Consider the following 20,190-nt stretch of genomic DNA (forward strand, 5'->3'; position numbering starts at 1 on the left):
TTTAAAAGACTATATAACGATGTATGTATTAGGTTATGACATAGGAAGCTCGTCTGTAAAGGCGAGTCTGGTCAATGTAGAAAGCGGAAAATGTGCTGCATCTGCCTTTTTCCCGAAAACAGAGGCTCCGATTCTCGCTGTCAAACAGGGATGGGCTGAACAGGACCCGCAGAGCTGGTGGGATAATTTGAAACTGGCTACACAAGCCGTTCTCACTGCTTCTGGTGCAAAAGCAGAAGAAATCAAGGCTATCGGTATTTCTTATCAGATGCACGGTCTGGTCTGCGTGGACAAGAACCAGCAAGTGCTCCGTCCTTCTATTATATGGTGTGACTCCAGAGCTGTACCATACGGCCAAAAGGCTTTTCAGACATTGGGAGAAACACAATGCTTGTCACACTTGCTGAACTCACCGGGCAACTTCACGGCTTCCAAACTAGCTTGGGTAAAGGAAAACGAACCAGAAGTTTATGAACGCACCTATAAGGTGATGCTCCCGGGTGACTATATCGCCATGCGACTGACTGGAGAAATCTGTACCACTGTTTCTGGCTTGTCGGAAGGCATGTTCTGGGATTTCAAGGAAAACAAGGTAGCTGATTTCTTGCTGGATTATTACGGTATCGACGCATCCTTGCTGGCTGACATCCGTCCGACCTTCTCTGAACAGGGAAAGGTAACAGAAAAAGTAGCTGCGGAATTAGGACTAAAAGCCGGTACTCCGGTAACTTACCGCGCCGGTGACCAGCCGAACAACGCTCTTTCTCTGAATGTATTCAATCCGGGTGAGATTGCTTCTACAGCCGGAACTTCCGGAGTGGTATACGGAGTGAACGGTAGTGTCAACTACGACCCACAGTCACGCGTCAATACATTTGCACACGTCAACCATACTGCTTCACAAACCCGTCTGGGCGTATTGCTCTGCATCAACGGTACGGGTATCCTCAATTCGTGGATGAAACGCACATTAGCTTCCGACCTCAGCTATGCAGAAATGAACGAGGTTGCCGCTCAGGCTCCCATCGGTGCTGCCGGCATCAGCATCCTTCCGTTTGGCAACGGAGCTGAACGTATGTTGCAGAACCAGGAAACCGGATGTTCTATTCAGGGTGTCAACTTCAACTTGCATAACCGCAACCACTTGCTTCGTGCCGCTCAGGAAGGCATCGTATTCTCTTTCCGCTACGGTATCGACATCATGAAGGGCATGGGAATGGATGTACAGAAGATTCACGCCGGACATGCCAACATGTTCCTGAGTCCGCTGTTCCGCGACACGCTGGCCGGAGTCACAGGTGCTACCATCGAACTCTATGACACCGACGGTTCGGTAGGAGCGGCCAAGGGAGCCGGAATGGGTGCAGGCATCTACCGCGACAATGTGGAAGCTTTTGCCACTCTCGACAAACTGGCTGTCATCGAACCGAAAGCTGCCGACGAAGCTGCATACGCCGACGCATACGCACGTTGGAAAGAATGTCTTGAAAAATCAACAAACAATTAAATATAACAATTCATTAACTTATAAAACAAAGATATTATGGCAACAAAAGAGTACTTTCCGGGTATTGGAAAAATCAAATTTGAAGGTGTAGAAAGCAAAAACCCGATGGCTTTCCGTTATTATAATGCAGAAAAAGTCATCCTGGGCAAACCGATGAAAGAATGGTTGAAATTCGCTATGGCATGGTGGCACACATTGTGCGCTGAAGGTGGCGACCAGTTCGGTGGCGGAACAAAGAGCTTCCCATGGAAAGGAAATCCTGACAAAGTACAGGCTGCAAAAGATAAAGTAGATGCAGGTTTTGAATTCATGCAGAAAATCGGTATCGAATACTACTGCTTCCACGATGTAGACTTGTGCGACGAAGCTGCTACTATCGAAGAATACGAAGCTAACTTGAAAGAAGTAGTAGCTTACCTGAAACAGAAACAGGCTGAAACTGGTATCAAACTGTTGTGGGGTACTGCCAACGTATTCGGTCATGCACGTTATATGAACGGTGCAGCTACTAACCCTGACTTTGATGTAGTAGCTCGTGCTGCCGTACAGATTAAGAACGCCATCGATGCAACTATCGAACTGGGCGGTACAAACTACGTATTCTGGGGTGGCCGTGAAGGTTACATGTCACTGCTGAACACTGACCAGAAACGTGAAAAAGAACACTTGGCTCAGATGTTGAAACTGGCTCGTGACTATGCACGCAGCAAAGGTTTCCAGGGTACTTTCCTGATTGAACCGAAACCGATGGAACCAAGCAAGCACCAGTACGACGTAGATACTGAAACTGTTATCGGCTTCCTGAAAGCACACGGCCTGGACAAAGACTTCAAGGTAAATATCGAAGTAAACCACGCTACTTTGGCTGGTCACACATTTGAACACGAACTGGCAGTAGCTGTAGACAACAACATGCTGGGTTCTATCGATGCTAACCGTGGTGACTACCAGAACGGATGGGATACTGACCAGTTCCCTATCGACAACTATGAACTGATTCAGGCTATGATGCAGATTATCCGTGGTGGTGGTCTGGGCAACGGTGGTACAAACTTCGATGCGAAGACTCGTCGTAACTCTACTGACCTGGAAGACATCTTCATCGCTCACATCGCTGGTATGGATGCCATGGCACGTGCTTTGGAAAATGCAGCACGCCTGCTGGAAGAATCTCCTTACAAGAAAATGCTGGCTGACCGCTACGCTTCATTCGACAACGGAAAAGGTAAAGAATTTGAAGAAGGCAAGCTGACACTGGAAGATGTAGTAGCTTATGCAAAGACTGTAGGTGAACCGAAACAGACCAGTGGAAAACAAGAACTGTATGAGGCTATTGTAAATATGTATTGCTAATACGCTGATTTGTCAGTATCCGACCGGCATGTCCGTCGGCGAAAGTCTCTTTCCCGACCGGGTATGCCGGTTTTTTATTTCTCTAAAAACCTATAATCATGAATTACACAGAAAAAGGAAGCAGAAGTTATCTGTTTTCCATCGTACTGGTAGCCGTTTTAGGAGGATTACTGTTCGGCTACGATACCGCTGTTATTTCAGGTGCGGAAAAAGGTCTTCAAGCCTTCTTCATGGGAGCAGACGACTTTGTTTACACTGATTCCTGGCATGGAATAACCTCTTCAAGCGCCCTTTTAGGCTGTATTATCGGTAGTGCTTTATCAGGCTTTTTTGCTTCCCGTTTCGGAAGAAAGCTTTCTTTACTGATGGCCGGCGTCATGTTCTTTTTATCTGCTTTAGGCTCATACTATCCGGAATTTTTGATATTTCCATACGGGGAACCCTCCTATTCGCTTCTGTTAGCGTTCAATTTTTACCGCGTCATAGGTGGTGTAGGTGTGGGACTGGCTTCTGCTATCTGCCCGATGTATATCGCTGAAATCGCCCCGAGCAGTATCCGCGGTACGTTAGTTTCCTGGAACCAGTTTGCCATTATCTTCGGCCAGTTGGTAGTCTATTTTGTCAACTTCCTCATCTTAGGCGATCACCTGAATCCGGTAGTAGAAATAGTGGATGGTGTCAACCGCATCATGAATCCGGAAGATGCTGCCTGGAGTATTGAAACCGGATGGCGACTGATGTTTGTCAGTGAAGCCGTTCCTGCCGGATTGTTTACTCTCTTAGTCTTGTTTGTTCCAGAAACACCTCGTTACCTGGCAATGACCGGTCGTGACGAAAAAGCCCTGTTTGTATTAAGCCGTATCAACGGACTGTCACAAGGAAAAGAAATTCTGCTGGAAATCAAGGCTACTGCCCATGAAAAGACAGAAAAACTATTCACTTACGGCTGGATGGTTATCTTTATCGGTATCATGCTGAGTGTATTCCAGCAGGCAGTGGGTATCAACGCCGTACTTTATTTTGCACCACGTATTTTCGAAAGTATGGGTATGGGCAATCCGATGGTACAAACGGTATTCATGGGAATTGTCAACATCCTGTTCACTTTGTTAGCTGTCTTTACTGTAGAAAAGTGGGGACGCAAGCCTCTGCTCATTTACGGTTCCATTGGTATGGCCATCGGTGCACTCGGAGTAGCCCTCAGCAATGCCGCGACTGGCATCAGCCCTATGGTACCCGTCATCAGCATCATGGTCTACAGTGCATCATTCATGTTCAGTTGGGGGCCTATCTGCTGGGTACTCATCGCCGAGATATTCCCCAATACTATCCGTGGCGCAGCCGTAGCCATTGCTGTCGCTTTCCAGTGGATATTCAATTTTATCGTCTCATCTACCTTCTTGCCCATGTACAACATGAGTGCCGGTGATATGGGTGATAAGTTCGGCCACATGTTTGTGTACGGACTTTATGGAGCTATCTGCATCATCGCAGCCATCTTTGTATGGAAATTAGTACCGGAAACAAAAGGTAAAACCCTGGAAGACATGACACGCTTGTGGAAAGAACGACAGAAATAAAGGTAAAACTAAAAAAGGCTTTCAGAAATTCTGAAAGCCTTTTTTAGTAGCGGGACCCGGGATTGAACCGGGGACCTCATGATTATGAATCATGCGCTCTAACCAGCTGAGCTATCCCGCCATTTTCATTAAAAAAACCGCCAGGCGTGGAAGCCACCCAACGGCTAAATCATTCTTTGTAGCGGGACCCGGGATTGAACCGGGGACCTCATGATTATGAATCATGCGCTCTAACCAGCTGAGCTATCCCGCCATCATTTCGTGATTGCGGGTGCAAAGATAGAGCAAGTTTTTGAATTACGCAAATTTATCCTCTCTTTTTTGCTATTTTTCTGCAAAAGATAATGTTACCGCCTCAACAATAAGTTAATAACCGATTGAAAACGACACATTTGCCTATTTTTCATAAAATAAGAAGCTTTACATCAGTAAACGCCCTCCTCTCCATGAATTCTAAGAAGTAAAATAAATCACCGAAAAAAAATCTCCATTCATTATGGATATAAACAAAAAAATACTTTAATTTGCCGCCGTTGCTAAAAATAAGATACAAGTAAAAACACAAGAAACATCATGAAAAGAAAAACACAAATCGAATATCCGCTCAATCCCTCTTCAAGTGTCATTATATGGAACGCTATCAGCAGTGCAGCCGGTTTGGAACGCTGGTTTGCTGACCGCGTAACCAAAGAAGGGAAAACTTATACCTTCCGCTGGGGAAAAACTGAAACACGACAAGCTATCGTGGTAAACAGCCGACCTGAATTTTTCATCCGCTTCCACTGGCTGGATGATGAAGAGGCTAAAAGCTATTTTGAACTGAAAATCCACTACAATGAACTGACCACCGACCACTCTCTGGAAATCACAGATTTTGTAGAGCCTGGAGAAGAAGAAGATGTACGTAGCCTTTGGGACTCACAAATTGAAACCTTAAAGAGAGTTTTCGGAGTATAAATCTATAAAATATACAAAACTTTATTTTGCTGTCCGTTTTTTGTGCTACTTTTGCATACTGATAATATAAGACAGGAATGCTACGCATAAAAAAACTTGATATATTCGTTTTAAAGAGTTTTCTGCTGCTCTTTTCGGGGACATTCTTTATCTGCCTTTTCATTTTCATGATGCAGTTCTTATGGAGATATGTCGATGAACTGGTAGGAAAAGGTTTGGAAATCAATGTTCTTGCTCAGTTTTTCTTTTTATCAGCTCTGACATTGATTCCGTTGTCTCTTCCTTTGGCCATTCTACTGGCTGCCCTGATGACATTCGGTAACTTCGGAGAACGCTATGAACTTCTGTCCATGAAGGCAGCAGGAATTCCTCTGTTTCGCATTATCCGCCCGGTCGTGCTGTTCTGCATGTTCTTGGGAGTCATGTCATTCTTTTTCCAGAATGTCATTGGTCCTAAAGCACAAAAAGAGCTTTGGACACTGCTGGTGTCTATGAAACAAAAGTCTCCGGAAGTAGATATTCCAGAAGGAGTGTTTTACAGCGATATTGAAGGATACAATATCTATGTAAAGAAAAAAGATCGTGATACGGGTATTCTGAAAGATGTACTGATTTACAACTTCTCTGACGGATTTGAAAACGCCCATATTATCTGGGCAGAAGAAGGGAAGCTGGAACTGACAGCAGACAAAAAGCACTTGTATCTGCACCTGTATAACGGAGAACAATTTGAGAATCTGAAGTCACAGTCTGTCATTTCACGGAATGTCCCTTATCGTCGGGAAACGTTCAAGGAAAAACATACCCTGATTGCTTTTGACACCAATTTTGAGATGGTGGACGGCAATTTTCTGAACCAACGCTCAGACATAAAGAACATGAATGAAATCTCCCTGGCTATCGACTCCCTCAACATGTATGCCGACAGCGTGGGACGTGCCATGTATTCAGATGCCATGAAAACGGCCTATCGGAAACCGGTACTCACTAAAACAGACTCTACAAAGATTGAAAAAGAACATCTCGCCATTATTAATACAGACAGTATCTTGAACGGTATGACCTCTGCCCAAAAGTTGAAGACACTGAATTCGACCGAAACACGTCTGTCTTCGCTCATGTCAGACTGGAGCATGAAGAGTTATATGACCCGGGAAGCCGACAACAATATCCGCCGTCATCAATCGGACTGGCATAAAAAAATCACTCTTTCACTGGCTTGTATCATTTTCTTCTTCATCGGTGCTCCACTAGGAGCCATCATCCGTAAAGGAGGATTGGGTATGCCTGTAGTGATTTCCGTATTAATTTTCGTACTTTACTATATTATTGACTCCGGAGCTACGCGTGTGGCTAAAAGTGGAGAAATGAATATTATACTTGGAACATGGATGAGTACCATCATACTGGCTCCGCTAGGCGGTTTCCTTACTTACAAATCAAATAAGGACTCTGTGGTATTCAACATCGACGTGTATGTAAACTTCTTCCGCAAACTGTTTGGAATAAGAGTTTCACGCCATGTCTTTAAGAAAGAGGTCATTATCCACACACCAGACTATACCCGCATCTATCAGGATTTGGACAAGTTGTGTCAGGAATGCGAAACTTATGGAGCGAATCACAAACTACTGGGGCCACCGAACTATTATCAGGTGTTCACCAACAACAAGCATGATGATGCCATCAAGGAAATCAGCCTGCAAATGGAAGGGCTCGTAGAAGAGATGTCCAATACAAAAGACGGAGTATTGCTGAACTTATTGAACAATTATCCGTTCTTATCTGTAAAGGCTCATAAGAGCGTATCAGACAACCGATGGTTAAATCTGCTGATTGGAATCATCGTTCCGGCCGGACTGCTTATCTGGCTGAACATCTGGCGCTATCGCGTGCGTCTGGACAAGGATTTGAAAACCATTGTCAAGAATAGCCGCGACATACAAGAAAGAATCAAAAAAACATTCTAAACTATCAATATCATTATGGAGAAAATCAAACTGAATACAATTGAAGAGGCAATCGAAGATTTCCGCAAAGGAGAATTCGTCATCATCGTAGACGACGAAGACCGCGAGAATGAAGGCGACCTGGTAGTAGCTGCAGAACTGATTACCCCGGAAAAAGTAAATTTCATGCTGAAACATGCAAGAGGTGTACTTTGCGCCCCTATCACTATATCACGTTGCGAGGAACTGGATTTACCGCATCAGGTATCTAACAATACTTCTGTATTAGGAACTCCGTTTACCGTTACCATCGATAAACTGGAAGGATGTACTACAGGTGTATCGGCTGCCGACCGTGCTGCTACAATCCGTGCCTTGGCCGATCCTACTTCCAAACCGGAAACATTCGGCCGCCCGGGACATGTCAACCCCTTGTATGCACAGGAAAAAGGTGTATTGCGCCGCGCCGGACATACAGAAGCCTGCGTAGACATGGCACGCCTGGCCGGTTTATATCCTGCTGCTGCCCTGATGGAAGTTATGAACGAAGACGGCACCATGGCCCGTCTGCCGGAACTGAAAAAGATGGCAGACGAATATGGCTTCAAACTGATTTCCATTGCCGACCTCATCGCTTACCGCCTGAAACAGGAATCACTGGTAGAAAAAGGAGTGGAAGTAGACATGCCTACCGAACATGGTCATTTCCGTCTGATTCCGTTCCGTCAGAAAAGCAACGGTCTGGAACATGTAGCTTTAATTAAAGGTACATTCTCGGAAGACGAACCGGTACTGGTACGTGTACATTCTTCATGTGCTACCGGCGACATCTTCGGCTCTATGCGTTGTGATTGCGGCGACCAGTTGCACAAAGCCATGGAACAGATTGAAAAAGAGGGAAAAGGAGCCGTTATCTACCTGAACCAGGAAGGACGTGGTATCGGACTCATGGAAAAAATGAAAGCCTACAAGTTGCAGGAAGAAGGCATGGATACGGTAGACGCCAACATCTGCCTGGGCCATCAGGCCGACGAACGCGACTACGGAGTAGGTGCTCAGATTTTGCGTGAGATTGGTATCCACAAAATGCGCTTGCTGACCAATAATCCGGTGAAACGCGTGGGACTGGAAGCTTACGGACTGGAAATTGTAGAAAACGTACCTATCGAAGTCACTCCCAATCCGTACAACGAGCGATATCTGCACACCAAGAAAGAAAGAATGGGACATACCCTACATTTCAATAAATAATTAAGAAGGATTATGGAAACAAATAACTTAGTAAAAAGCTATGCCAGCAAAGCTGCCCAAACCGCTTTGTTCCGCAGCGTATATCTGTGGATGACACTGGCACTCGTCATCACGGGCTTTGTAGCCATGTACGTAGCTAAGTCGTACACCCTGATTGAAACCATCATGCAGAACTCCATCATGTTCTGGGGATTGCTGATTGCTGAAGTAGGACTGGTGATGTATCTTTCTGCCCGTATACACAAAATCAGTTTCACTACGGCTACCCTCCTGTTTATCGCCTATTCGGTATTGAACGGTGTCACGATGTCCGTCTTGTTCCTGATTTACACGTTAAGCTCCATTGCTACCACTTTCTTCGTGACAGCCGGTACATTCGGAGTAACCGCCCTTTACGGGTATGTAACCAAGAAAGACCTTACCCGTATCGGCAGCCTCTGCCTGATGGGAGTCATCGGACTGATTATCGCTTCGCTGGTCAATATGTTCCTGCACAACTCGATGATGGACATGATTATTTCCTATATCGGTGTGCTGCTCTTTGTGGGACTGACGGCCTACGATTCACAGAAAATCAAGCAACTCCTGTCGCACGATGACATTGAAGTCAACGAAACCACACAGAAGATTGCCCTGATGGGAGCCTTGACACTGTATCTCGACTTCATCAACTTGTTCATTTACCTTCTCCGGATACTTGGAGACAGAAAATAAACCTTTTTAGAAGCTAATTTCTTTTATATATGGAAGAAATTAGCTTCTTTTGCAAAAAATTTCCAACTTTAATAACACAATAACATGAACCAACTTTCAGATCGTTTGAATAGCCTGTCGCCTTCAGCTACATTGGCTATGTCACAGAAAAGTAGTGAACTTAAAGCTCAGGGGGTTGACGTAATCAATCTGAGCGTAGGAGAACCGGATTTCAATACACCGGATCACATCAAGGAAGCCGCTAAAAAAGCTATTGACGAAAACTACTCTCGTTATTCTCCAGTTGCCGGATACCCGGCCTTGCGCAACGCCATCGTGGCAAAATTGAAAAATGAAAACGGTCTGGAATATACAGCCGCTCAAATCAGCTGTGCAAACGGTGCCAAGCAGTCTGTCTGCAACACCATCATGGCTTTGATTAACAAAGGTGACGAAGTAATCGTTCCGGCTCCTTACTGGGTGAGCTATCCGGAAATGGTGAAACTGGCAGAAGGAACTCCTGTCATTGTACGTGCCGGTATTGAACAGGATTTCAAGATTACTCCTGCTCAGCTGGAAGCAGCTATCACTCCGAACACTCGTGCCCTGATTCTTTGCTCTCCGTCTAACCCGACTGGTTCAGTATACACCAAAGAAGAATTGCAGGGACTGGCTGAAGTATTGGCTAAACACGAACGCGTAATCGTTATCGCTGACGAAATTTACGAACACATCAACTACATCGGCAAGCACCAGAGCATTGCTCAGTTTGCAGAAATCAAAGACCGTGTAGTAATTGTAAACGGTGTGTCTAAAGCATATGCCATGACCGGATGGAGAATCGGTTTCATTGCCGGACCGGAATGGATTGTAAAAGGTGTAAACAAACTGCAGGGACAATATACTTCAGGCCCTTGCTCTGTATCACAGAAAGCTGCTGAAGCTGCTTACACTGGTACTCAAGCTCCGGTAGAAGAAATGCGTAAGGCATTTGAACGCCGCCGTGATCTGATTGTGAAACTGGCGAAAGAAATTCCGGGATTCGAAGTAAACTTCCCGCAGGGAGCTTTCTACCTCTTCCCGAAATGTGATTCTTTCTTCGGCAAGAAAGACGGTGACCGTATAATCAACAACGCAGACGATTTGGCTATGTACCTGTTGGAAGTAGGTCACGTGGCTTGCGTAGGCGGAACTTCTTTCGGTGCACCTGAATGCATCCGTATGAGCTATGCTACTTCTGACGAAAACATCGTAGAAGCTATGCACCGTATCAAGGAAACATTAGCTCGCTTGAAATAAGCTCTTACAAACCCAATATTAAAAAACAGCTCTGGAGCCTTCCAGAGCTGTTTTTTTACGTCCTTCCAAACACTTTTACGCTTCCATAAAAAACGCCTAAGCGTTCACAATAAAACGCAAAGGCGTTTGAAATAAAACTCCTTTGCGTTTTGACCCAAACGTACTTACGTTCGAAAACAAACGCAAGTACGTTTTGCTAAAAAACAAATACCTACTAGAAAACGTGCTAAATATAAGTCTATTCTCAATATTCCACCTTATAATCTTTACGGATCTTCTCCCCTTTCCAAGCCTTTTTTGTCGTCCAGTCTGCAGGTTCATCTGTCCAGAAAGGATTATCAGCAGGAAGGCCCAAAGGCAGGAAACTCAAAGTTGCCATGTATAAACTTCCAGTAGAAGTATATCCATCCGCAGCTTCTGGTTGATGACCGTTAAACCCTAAAACCAGCCAGCCCTCTTTATCAAAGTTCTGATCGCCCTCATACATATTACGATGTACGGCAGTCAAGGCACAACGCACCTGAGCCGGCTTAATAAATTCAGGTAATTTTTCCCGAAGAGCCGCATCGGCCAATGACTGGAAGGCAGCTGTGCGATAAGTTACAGAACGTCCAAAAGCCGGATAAGTTCCATCAGGACCTATAATACGTTCACAAAACTCTGCATGGCGAACCATACGGCGCAAAGCTTGTTCGTATTCTTTCTGGCTAGCCCAGCGGAAAGGCACCAATGTTTCCAGCATAGCCACCATCATAGGGTTCAGCACATACGAGTTATAGTAATCCATACTGAACTTACTGCCATCGCTATACCATCCGTCGCCAACATACCACTCCTGAATTTTATTTTTTGAGACACGAAGACGGAACTGGTCAGCTTTTTCTCCCTGCTGAAGTAAGAAAGACTCTGTCAAACCTGTAAACAACAGCCAGTTATTATACGCTCCCGTTCTGTCGCGCAAGGCCTTGAAAGAATCAATATAACGCTGTTTGGTCACCTCATCCAACGGTTTCCACAGTGCTTCAGGAGCACGCAGGAAAGCATGAACCAGGTAAGCCGCATCCACAATAGGCTGTGCATGTTTGGTAAAATTCAGTTTATCGGGAGAATTTGGGTCTACTGCATTCTTCAGGCCTTTCAGCACCTCTTCCCGCATCTGCTTACGCAACTTACCTTCTTCTGTGTCATCATCGGGCAAAGCCAGCCAGGGAGCCACTCCGGCCAGCGTACGACCCACCGCTTCCAAATGAGTCATTTCATCATAACCTTTCGTTTCACCACTGGCCGTTTCAATCGGCATATTCTTATGAAGTGTACCTTCAGCCAGATTATGAATTACAGGGTAAGAAATTTTCCAAAGCCATTTCACCCACTGGGCACGATCCTGAGCACCGGTTGTCTGCTCAGTCACTACTTCTTTTTTTCTGTTGCGCGCCTGTACATCACAAACCGTGCACAAAAAGGCTACCAATAATAGTCCGAATAAAAAATTAAACTTACGCATATTCTTTTTAATATTACTTTTTCTCACAAATTTAACAAAAACATACCCAGTTCACCAAATTTGGTAAACCGAGTATGAATTTCTCAGTTAAAATAAAGATTGCCCATTCAACAATAAATCATATCTATAAAGTGCTTCCAGAAAATAATAGTCGGCATACGTCAAAGGTACATCTATTTCAGAGTTCTGTGGAATGGCTCCCGTACTATGCATCAGAATAAAGTTGCCATTCTTTCCTAACTCTGCACGATATTTTTTGCTTCCCAATGAATGCATGATAGCTTTAGCTCCTTCCAGGTATTTTGCACTCTTACTACCTTTTACATAAGTGCTCAATTCCAACAAGGCAGAAGCCGTACATGCCGCAGCCGAAGCGTCACGATAATTAGTTACCACGTTATTGGCATTTGAACGAACACCCGGGGTATATCCTGGCTGATGTGCGTTGAAATCCCACCATGCCACTTTATCAGAAGGAAGGTTAGGATGATCCAAATAAAAATCAGCCATCTTCTCCGCCGTTTTCAAGAAACGCGGGTCTTTTGTTTCACGATAGCACATCGTAAACCCGTAGATACCCCATGCCTGTCCTCTTGACCAGGCTGAGTTGTCAGAATATCCCTGAGAAGTTTCCCCTTTAATCGGTTTTCCTGTTTCTTTGTCATAATATACAATATGGAAACAGCTATAATCATCACGTACCTGATTTTTCATCGTATTTTCCGCATGAGAAATAGCTACCTTTCGGAAAGAATCATCGCCTGTCACCTTAGAAGCATAAAACAGCAGTTCCAGGTTCATCATATTGTCAATAATGACAGGAAAATCATATACCTTGTCACCATGCCAGGAACGGAATCCATTCCAAGACTGAATCACTCCTGCCTTCGGACGGAAACGCGTACAAAGTGAACGTGCTGATTCCACCAGAATGTCTTTATATTCGGGCTTTGGCTCAAACCGGTTGGCATTTCCATAGCTGCAGTACATCATAAAACCTATGTCATGATTGTCCGTAAAAGTTTTCATAGGTTCCATTTTCTTTGTATAAACCAAAGCTGAATCTTGCAGAGGCTTATTATCTAGGTATTCAGAAATATACCACAGAGAACCAGGGAAGAAACCGGCCGTCCACAAATAAATACTTCCCTTGGAAACCGTACCATCTTTACGCAGACTATGCGGCATCACTCCTTTCCCTTCTTTTCCCTGCGCTGGAGTCTTCAGCATCAATTCATATTGTCGGGCTGCAAACTCCATATTTTCCCGAATAAATGTTTTTTCTACCTCCTGCGCCTGGGAAAATCCCAGGGCGCAGAAACTTAAAGCAATAGTCAGTATCGTTTTCTTCTTTTTCATGGTTTTAGTGTCTGTTTTTCAAATATTATTCTTCTTATTATATTACCATCCAGGATTTTGTTCTCCCAGATTCGGGTTACGCTCAAATTCTACCGCTGGAATCGGGAAATGATAATCACGATCTACAAAAACTCGTTTAAAGATGAACTTGCCCAATATATCATCATATTCATAGTTCAACTTTTCTTTAGCCAATCCCCATCTTTTCAAGTCTCCAAACCGATGTCCTTCACAAGCCAGTTCAACTGCTCTTTCATGAACAATACGTTCAAATACTTCAGCTTTTGTTTCTGCCTTTAACCAAGCAGGACCACTGTTCAGTTTTGGCATGTTCGTAGATTTACGCTGTCTAACCTGATTAATCAACTCAACGGCCTTTCCCTGTTCTCCATTTTCATTATAACATTCTGCCAGCATCAACAACACATCCGCATAACGTATAAGTGGAAAATCTACTGGAGAATAAGAACGGTCTTCCAGAATACCATCCATATCTCCTTCGGGAACAAACTTCCGCCAATAATAATTATTATGTCCTAAATTATCTCTCAAAAATCCATTAGCTTCATTCACCCCCGTAGCTAATACATATTCCATTTCTTTAGGAGTACGTCCATTACATCCCAGGAAATGGCAATAAGGAGTAATCAGAGTCTGTTCCATACGAGGATCGCGGCTTTCATAAATAGAACGTATCTTATCTTTATCTGCTGGATAAGCTGCTACGGTTTTGCCATCTTCACTTAATGTTGCTTCAAATATACGCTTCTGCATAGCCCGGTCTGTCGAAAAGCCTGGGTAAATCTCATCCCAGCTAAATGGGCGACCATCTTTATATTCATACATATCTGCCAAGATATCAGTAGGCATACAGTTATTCCAACATCCTCCAAAAGCCGCACGCGTACCTAAACGCAAACAGTAAGGCAAACCATAATTGTTATTGGTTCCATTAATACACTGAATACTGAATATTATTTCTTTAGACTGATCGCCTGCCAAAGTAAAAAGATCAGGATAATTATCGATCAAGCCATATCCGTAACCATATCCTTCTTTATCGAATACTATATCTTCAAAATCAGCTTGCGCACCTACATAGTCTTTGGTATAGAGTTTTACTTTTCCTCTTAATGCCACAGCTGCACCTCTTGTAGCACGACCGTACTCTGTACTTTCCCATTTTACAGGAAGTACACTTACAGCAGCATTCAAATCATCCAAGATAAACTTTACCGTTTCCTCTTCTGTAGCACGAGGCTTATTCATGGTCATAAACTCTTCACCTACCACTGTTGTTTCATCATAGAGAGGCACTCCTCCATAGAAATCAAACAGATGAAAATAGTAAAGCGCACGCATGAACCGTGCTTCTCCTTTATAGACATCCTTTTCGTCTTCGCTTATATCAACTCCATCAATATTCTGCAACAGCAAGTTAGCACGAAAAACACCATTGTATGCACTTTGCCATTTACTTTCCACCAATCCACCCCGGTCAGTATAAGTACCTTTTATGATTGAAGGCATCTGCCAGTTATTATAATCCATTGCTATTTCTCCCAGTGCATCATTGTTATAATAAGCACCGAATACATTTTCATTCAGCAAGGTATTATACATAGCTACCATACCCTGATGTGCATGATCTTCTGTTTTCCAGAAAGTTCCAGAACTTAATCTATCGTGGGGAAACTGATCCAAGTCGTAACAGCCGCTCATCATCCCCATTGCTGCCAATAATAATATATATTTTTTCATGATATAGTCTTTTATTTTTTAGAATGAAACATTAACTCCAAATGAAGCTTGACGAATACTTGGATAAGTCAAACCAGAAGTTTCCGGGTCCATACCTACATAATTGGTAAATGTAAAGAAGTTCTCTAAACTGCAGAACAAACGTACTCTGCTCAGTGCTGCCGCATCAGTCCAACGTTTAGGCAAAGTATATCCCAACTGAATATTCTTTATTTTCAAATATGCCTTATCTGTTTCCCACATATCACTGCTTCTCGTATTACGTCCATCATTAATCAACAGTCTTGGATAAGTAGCTGTCGTTGTACGTCCTTCATACCAACGTCCATCAGCAACTTCTTTACCTATCTGATATCCACTGGCTGGCAGATTAGTGGTATGCATCGTCTGATACTGCACTTTATAACTTCCGGTTCCAGACATCAGCATTGAGAAATCAAATCCCTTATACTCACATCCTATATTAATTCCATAATACAATCTCGGAGTATTTCCATGACCTCTTGTTACCTTATCATCATCATTGAATATACCGTCATGATTTGTATCCTGATAAAGTACATCTCCCATTTCCGGACGTTTGTATTGTGCAAACGGATCTACTTTTTTTCCATCTTCTCCGATCGGGGCATTATCAACCAAAGACTGTACATAATCCAAGTCTTCCTGCGTCTGAATAATTCGGTCAACCAATAATACATATTCAGTATTTATAGGTAATCCTTCTTTTATTATCACACTACCACTAATACTTGGTTCATCTCCTTTAAACTTTGTAACCTTATTATCAACGAAAGTAATATTCGTCCCTATATTATAATGAAAATCATTAATCTTGTCGGCCCAGTTAAATGTCAGTTCAAAACCTTTGTTCCGAACTTTTGCGCTATTCTGACGAGGAATACTGGCATTACCATGCACCAGTGGAGCAGGCAAATCAATCAAGATATCTCTGGTATTCTTCACAAAATACTCAACTGTACCAGAAAGACGGTTATTCAATGTAGCAAAATCTACTGCAAAGTTGGTCACTGCCGTACTTTCCCATGTCAAATTACCATTAGCCAATGCATTTTGAGTCATACCCACCTGCTGTACATTACCTAGCGCATAGTTGGCATCTGTATATGCAGCAATAGCCATATAGTTAGAATCATAGGCATCACCCAAATAGTTATTACCCAGTTCTCCATAAGAGGCACGTAACTTTAAGGCGTCCAACCAACCTTTTGTATTTTGCATGAAAGCTTCCTGATCAATACGCCAAGCTGCAGAGAAAGATGGGAAATATCCCCAGCGTTTATTTTTCAAGAAACGAGAAGATGCATCAGCACGCAAATTCATTTCCAGCAAATATTTATCTTCCCAACCTAAATTTATACGTCCAAAATAAGAGCGCATCACCCATTCTGTATGTGCACCAGAGTTAGTGGCATCTCCGGTAGCTCCATCAATTACATCCATCGACGGGTCAATCGGATCATATTTGCCAGCATTGATTTTACGGTCGCGATACATTTCCTGACTAGCTCCCAACATCACATTCAGGTCTAACCGGTCATTAAACAACTTATTTTCATAACGAATCACACCATCCATAAAGATACGTTCTTCCTTACGGTTATAATTCGAAATCTGCTGTCTCTGGGTATCTGCTCTAACAACCGCATCTGAAGCAAAATTCCACAAATCAACCTTGTTAGTTTTATACCAATTATCCTTATCCGTCAACTCATACGAATAAGACCCTTGAATGGTTAATCCCTTGAAAGGAGTAATGGTTCCATTAAAGGCTCCACGGAAATTACGGACCTTTTTATTTCCTGTCTTGTTATAAATATAGGTAAGCGGGTTGTTTGCCTGAATATCTTCTCCTGCAGCCTGCGCTCCACCAAAACGTCCGTCAGGGTGTCGAAGAACAATGCCTGGAACACTGGCATAACTATAAGTAAAAATATCATCTATATAATCAGAAGCAATTCCATTATCCGACAAATAGCCATTTAATCTAGCTCCTAAAGTCAACCAGGAAGCTACTTTAGCTTCTACATTAGAGCGAAAACTATAACGCTCATATCCTGATGCATCAATAATACCCGGATTATTCAAATAGCCGAATGAGGTAAAGAATGAAAGTTTATCTGTTCCCCCGCTCATTGAAATATTATGATTGGTAGCAACGGCTGTTTGGAATACCTCATCCACCCAGTTTGTATTAGGGTAAATTAATGGATTCTGCCCATTATCATTTCTCCATGCGTCAATAGTTTCCTGCGAATATTGTGCATATTCACCAGAGCCCGAATTATAATGAGCCTCATTTCTCAATTCCATAAAATCGGCATAATTCGTAACAGCTTCCACCGTCTTCCCAATAGATTCCATGGAAACATAACCCGTGTAGTCAATAGCAATTTTTCCCTGCTTTCCTTTCTTTGTCGTAATCAAAATAACTCCATTGGCAGCACGAGATCCATAAATAGAAGCCGAAGCAGCATCTTTCAATACAGTCATAGTCTCTACATCTTGTGGAGCAACTGTATTAATATTACTTTCCACTCCATCAATAATAACCAAAGGAGCTGAATTATTTAACGAACCTTGTCCACGTACCAGAATGCTGGCATTGTCATTACCTGGAACATTGCTACTTGAAGTGACAGACACACCGGCAGCCATACCAGCCAAGCCAGAAGAAAGGTTTGTAATCGGACGTTTTTCTGCAATTTCTCCCATATCTACTGAAGCCACAGATCCTGTGAGGTTTACTTTCTTCTGCGAAGCATATCCCACAACTACAACCTCATCTATCAACTCTGTATCTTCTACCAGTTTAACCGAGAAACTAGTTTGAGAACCAATTTTAATAGTTTGTTCTTTATAGCCAATATAACTGATTACCAATTCTGCATTTGCCGGCACATTATTTAAAGTAAAGTTTCCATCCAAATCAGTAATAATACCCTGAGATGTCCCTTTTACCAATACATTTGCCCCAATAATTGGTTCTCCTGATTTATCTGTAACCGTTCCTGAAATAGTACGCGTATTCTGTTGCGATACCATCAACGAAGGAGTCTCCGAAAGACTTTCCATGTTATAACCAGAATCGGCATAGGCGGTATGCCCCACCAAACATAAAGCTCCTCCCAAAAGCCAATGAGGGAGTCTTCCATACGACGTGCGTTTTTCTTTTTTAGATTGATACATAAAACTTAATTATTTTAAGGTTTTGTGCAAAACTAAAAAATACATTCATCAGACAGGGTACATTTACGTCCAAACAAAAACACACGGCTGTCTAGTCTTTGACTTTTAACACTAAACGGAATACTTAAAATCAGAACTTTACACAGAAATGTAACCTGATTTGGACAACGAAGTCCCCTCTTTCCCCTGATTTTGTCCTATTTTTGTATCTATTCAAAATACTATAAGAACATGAAAACATTACGCACATGGACATTGGCAACTTGCTGCTGTATCGGAAGTATCCTTCTAGCACAAGAGCCCTCGTATTCTACACAAGAGATTCTAAAAGATCTGGAATTTTTCAACGGATGGGAAGCCGCGCAACTTGCCCCCAATTTCAAGAAGAAACAATTAACTAATTTCCGAAGTCCCTTAATGAGACAACTTGCCAAAAGCATGATAGAAGGGAACTATCAGAAAGAATACCGGTTGAAAACTTATAGGCCAATAGCTTCCAACAAAATCCTCCAAAACAAACTAAAGTTATCAGACGGATATAGCCGTTATGAGAACATCACCGGTATGTATCTGGAAAAAGGAGAGAATGTAGTATTGGTAGGCGACATGCACGGAAGAGAAATCAACCTGCTGATTCCAGACTGGATGCGACAGCCTACACCTGGATTTGCCCCCACCAAAGATCCGGAAGGATGGGAACTGAAAAAGCAGGTCATTGCCTTGCATGAAGGAGTCAACGTGATTCATGTAGAAAAAGCTGGAAATGTCTACATAGACTATTTTGCCGATGACCCTGAAACTGCTCCTGGCGTTACAATCCATTTTGTGACAGGAAAAGTAAACGGCTACTTTGATGCCGAGACCCAAACAAATAAAGATTGGAACAAACTTCTTGATCAGGCAGTCAGTCCGGTAATGGATGTCAAAACCCGTTACATGCAACTTGCCTATCCTGTAGAGTTCCTGAAAAAATTCGATTATGGAAAAGGTAAGGAGCTAGCTCAGGCATACGATCAAATCATGACACAGCAGTATGAGTTTTGTGGAGCCTTAAAATACAACCGTGTACCCGAAAAACGCATCTTAGCCCGTGTCAACTTCAACTATTTCATGTTCCGCGACGGTGATGGCGTGGCTTTCCTTGGCAATGAAAGCACCATGAAATCGGCATTGGGACCGGACATCTACAAGGACTGGGGAGTAAATCATGAAATCGGACACGTTATGCAGATGAGTCCACAACTCACTTGGGGAGGTATGACAGAAGTAAGCAATAACCTTTTCACCATGTATGTGGCTACACTCGCAGGACAACCCAGCCGTTTGTCAAAATCAAAGAACTACGACAAAGCATTTAAGGAAGTGCTTGAGGCAGAAAAGAAACCATTCATCATGTGCGTGGGTGATCCATTTCAAAAACTGGTCCCTTTCTGGCAACTATACTTATATGCCAAAGAAAAGGGATACAACGATTTTTACGCAGATCTGATGGAATATATGCGAAACCACCCACACAAAGGTACGGGAAACGCTTCCATCCACAACATGTATGAATTTACCAAAGTGACCTGCGATTTACTGAAAACAGACCTGACCGATTTCTTCCAGGCCTGGGGATTCTTTGAAACCGGTAAATTTCATGTAGGCGACTATGCTGACTATGATTTTGATGTGACTCCACAAATGGTGGAAGACACAAAAGAATATATTGCCTCAAAACATTATCCAAAACCTGAAAAGGACATCACACGTTTAACTGATTAAAGC

At 43.1% G+C, this 20,190-nt stretch carries 13 protein-coding genes and 2 tRNA genes; 9 read left to right on the plus strand and 6 right to left on the minus strand.

Annotated features, from left to right (window positions below):
* Window positions 1-19 precede the first annotated feature (19 nt).
* From BACPLE_RS00105 to xylE, 3 genes are all read left to right on the plus strand, one after another.
* Entirely contained in the window at window positions 20-1,507 is a 1,488-nt protein-coding gene (locus BACPLE_RS00105) for a xylulokinase (protein WP_007557710.1), read from the plus strand.
* Window positions 1,508-1,543: 36 nt separating this feature from the next.
* Window positions 1,544-2,860 carry a xylose isomerase gene (gene xylA, locus BACPLE_RS00110; protein ID WP_007557712.1) on the plus strand — a complete coding sequence of 439 codons (1,317 nt, stop codon included), beginning with the start codon at window positions 1,544-1,546 and terminating at the stop codon, window positions 2,858-2,860.
* Window positions 2,861-2,958: 98 nt separating this feature from the next.
* A complete protein-coding gene (xylE, locus tag BACPLE_RS00115) occupies window positions 2,959-4,440 on the plus strand; it encodes a D-xylose transporter XylE (protein ID WP_007557714.1) in 1,482 nt (493 codons plus the stop codon).
* A gap of 47 nt (window positions 4,441-4,487) precedes the next feature.
* Here the strand turns inward: xylE and BACPLE_RS00120 are convergent.
* Together BACPLE_RS00120 and BACPLE_RS00125 are read right to left on the minus strand one after the other, a co-directional pair.
* Window positions 4,488-4,561 (minus strand) — tRNA-Met (locus BACPLE_RS00120).
* 58 nt (window positions 4,562-4,619) lie between these two features.
* Window positions 4,620-4,693 (minus strand) — tRNA-Met (locus BACPLE_RS00125).
* Window positions 4,694-5,013: 320 nt separating this feature from the next.
* Here BACPLE_RS00125 and BACPLE_RS00130 point away from each other — a divergent pair.
* The 5 genes from BACPLE_RS00130 to BACPLE_RS00150 all read left to right on the plus strand — a co-directional run bounded on the left by BACPLE_RS00130 (window position 5,014) and on the right by BACPLE_RS00150 (window position 10,589).
* Window positions 5,014-5,397 (plus strand): START-like domain-containing protein, encoded by a 384-nt coding sequence (locus BACPLE_RS00130; RefSeq protein WP_007557717.1) that lies wholly within the window; start codon window positions 5,014-5,016, stop codon window positions 5,395-5,397.
* 77 nt (window positions 5,398-5,474) lie between these two features.
* On the plus strand, window positions 5,475-7,367 hold the full coding sequence (locus tag BACPLE_RS00135; RefSeq protein ID WP_007557719.1) for an LptF/LptG family permease: 1,893 nt from the start codon (window positions 5,475-5,477) through the stop codon (window positions 7,365-7,367).
* A gap of 15 nt (window positions 7,368-7,382) precedes the next feature.
* Window positions 7,383-8,597, plus strand: a complete 1,215-nt coding sequence (locus tag BACPLE_RS00140) for a bifunctional 3,4-dihydroxy-2-butanone-4-phosphate synthase/GTP cyclohydrolase II (protein WP_007557720.1) — start codon at window positions 7,383-7,385, stop codon at window positions 8,595-8,597.
* A 12-nt stretch (window positions 8,598-8,609) separates the two neighbouring features.
* Complete coding sequence (locus BACPLE_RS00145; RefSeq protein WP_007557722.1) at window positions 8,610-9,311, plus strand: Bax inhibitor-1/YccA family protein; 702 nt, start codon at window positions 8,610-8,612, stop codon at window positions 9,309-9,311.
* Window positions 9,312-9,395: 84 nt separating this feature from the next.
* Window positions 9,396-10,589: a pyridoxal phosphate-dependent aminotransferase gene (locus BACPLE_RS00150; RefSeq protein WP_007557724.1), complete on the plus strand. Its 1,194-nt coding sequence runs from the start codon at window positions 9,396-9,398 to the stop codon at window positions 10,587-10,589.
* A 244-nt stretch (window positions 10,590-10,833) separates the two neighbouring features.
* Here BACPLE_RS00150 and BACPLE_RS00155 read toward each other — a convergent pair whose 3' ends face one another.
* From BACPLE_RS00155 to BACPLE_RS00170, 4 genes are all read right to left on the minus strand, one after another.
* The gene (locus tag BACPLE_RS00155) at window positions 10,834-12,093 is read right to left on the minus strand and encodes a DUF2264 domain-containing protein (RefSeq protein ID WP_007557726.1); all 1,260 of its coding nucleotides are present in this window, start codon (window positions 12,091-12,093) and stop codon (window positions 10,834-10,836) included.
* Between the two features lie 87 nt (window positions 12,094-12,180).
* The gene (locus tag BACPLE_RS00160) at window positions 12,181-13,452 is read right to left on the minus strand and encodes a glycoside hydrolase family 88 protein (protein WP_007557727.1); all 1,272 of its coding nucleotides are present in this window, start codon (window positions 13,450-13,452) and stop codon (window positions 12,181-12,183) included.
* 42 nt (window positions 13,453-13,494) lie between these two features.
* A complete protein-coding gene (locus tag BACPLE_RS00165) occupies window positions 13,495-15,213 on the minus strand; it encodes a RagB/SusD family nutrient uptake outer membrane protein (protein WP_007557729.1) in 1,719 nt (572 codons plus the stop codon).
* Window positions 15,214-15,231: 18 nt separating this feature from the next.
* Entirely contained in the window at window positions 15,232-18,423 is a 3,192-nt protein-coding gene (locus BACPLE_RS00170) for a SusC/RagA family TonB-linked outer membrane protein (protein WP_007557731.1), read from the minus strand.
* 231 nt (window positions 18,424-18,654) lie between these two features.
* Between BACPLE_RS00170 and BACPLE_RS00175 the strand changes: the two genes are divergently transcribed.
* Window positions 18,655-20,187: a M60 family metallopeptidase gene (locus tag BACPLE_RS00175; protein WP_007557733.1), complete on the plus strand. Its 1,533-nt coding sequence runs from the start codon at window positions 18,655-18,657 to the stop codon at window positions 20,185-20,187.
* The last annotated feature ends 3 nt before the right edge of the window (window positions 20,188-20,190 follow it).

The sequence above is a fragment of the Phocaeicola plebeius DSM 17135 genome (assembly GCF_000187895.1).
In the GTDB taxonomy this organism is placed as follows: domain Bacteria; phylum Bacteroidota; class Bacteroidia; order Bacteroidales; family Bacteroidaceae; genus Phocaeicola; species Phocaeicola plebeius.

What these genes read in the sequence shown, in the direction of transcription:
- BACPLE_RS00105 (WP_007557710.1), top strand. Translation starts at nt 20, where the DNA reads ATGTATGTATTAGGTTATGACATAGGAAGCTCGTCTGTAAAGGCGAGT.
- xylA (WP_007557712.1), top strand. Translation starts at nt 1,544, where the DNA reads ATGGCAACAAAAGAGTACTTTCCGGGTATTGGAAAAATCAAATTTGAA.
- xylE (WP_007557714.1), top strand. Translation starts at nt 2,959, where the DNA reads ATGAATTACACAGAAAAAGGAAGCAGAAGTTATCTGTTTTCCATCGTA.
- BACPLE_RS00130 (WP_007557717.1), top strand. Translation starts at nt 5,014, where the DNA reads ATGAAAAGAAAAACACAAATCGAATATCCGCTCAATCCCTCTTCAAGT.
- BACPLE_RS00135 (WP_007557719.1), top strand. Translation starts at nt 5,475, where the DNA reads ATGCTACGCATAAAAAAACTTGATATATTCGTTTTAAAGAGTTTTCTG.
- BACPLE_RS00140 (WP_007557720.1), top strand. Translation starts at nt 7,383, where the DNA reads ATGGAGAAAATCAAACTGAATACAATTGAAGAGGCAATCGAAGATTTC.
- BACPLE_RS00145 (WP_007557722.1), top strand. Translation starts at nt 8,610, where the DNA reads ATGGAAACAAATAACTTAGTAAAAAGCTATGCCAGCAAAGCTGCCCAA.
- BACPLE_RS00150 (WP_007557724.1), top strand. Translation starts at nt 9,396, where the DNA reads ATGAACCAACTTTCAGATCGTTTGAATAGCCTGTCGCCTTCAGCTACA.
- BACPLE_RS00155 (WP_007557726.1), bottom strand. Translation starts at nt 12,093, where the DNA reads ATGCGTAAGTTTAATTTTTTATTCGGACTATTATTGGTAGCCTTTTTG.
- BACPLE_RS00160 (WP_007557727.1), bottom strand. Translation starts at nt 13,452, where the DNA reads ATGAAAAAGAAGAAAACGATACTGACTATTGCTTTAAGTTTCTGCGCC.
- BACPLE_RS00165 (WP_007557729.1), bottom strand. Translation starts at nt 15,213, where the DNA reads ATGAAAAAATATATATTATTATTGGCAGCAATGGGGATGATGAGCGGC.
- BACPLE_RS00170 (WP_007557731.1), bottom strand. Translation starts at nt 18,423, where the DNA reads ATGTATCAATCTAAAAAAGAAAAACGCACGTCGTATGGAAGACTCCCT.
- BACPLE_RS00175 (WP_007557733.1), top strand. Translation starts at nt 18,655, where the DNA reads ATGAAAACATTACGCACATGGACATTGGCAACTTGCTGCTGTATCGGA.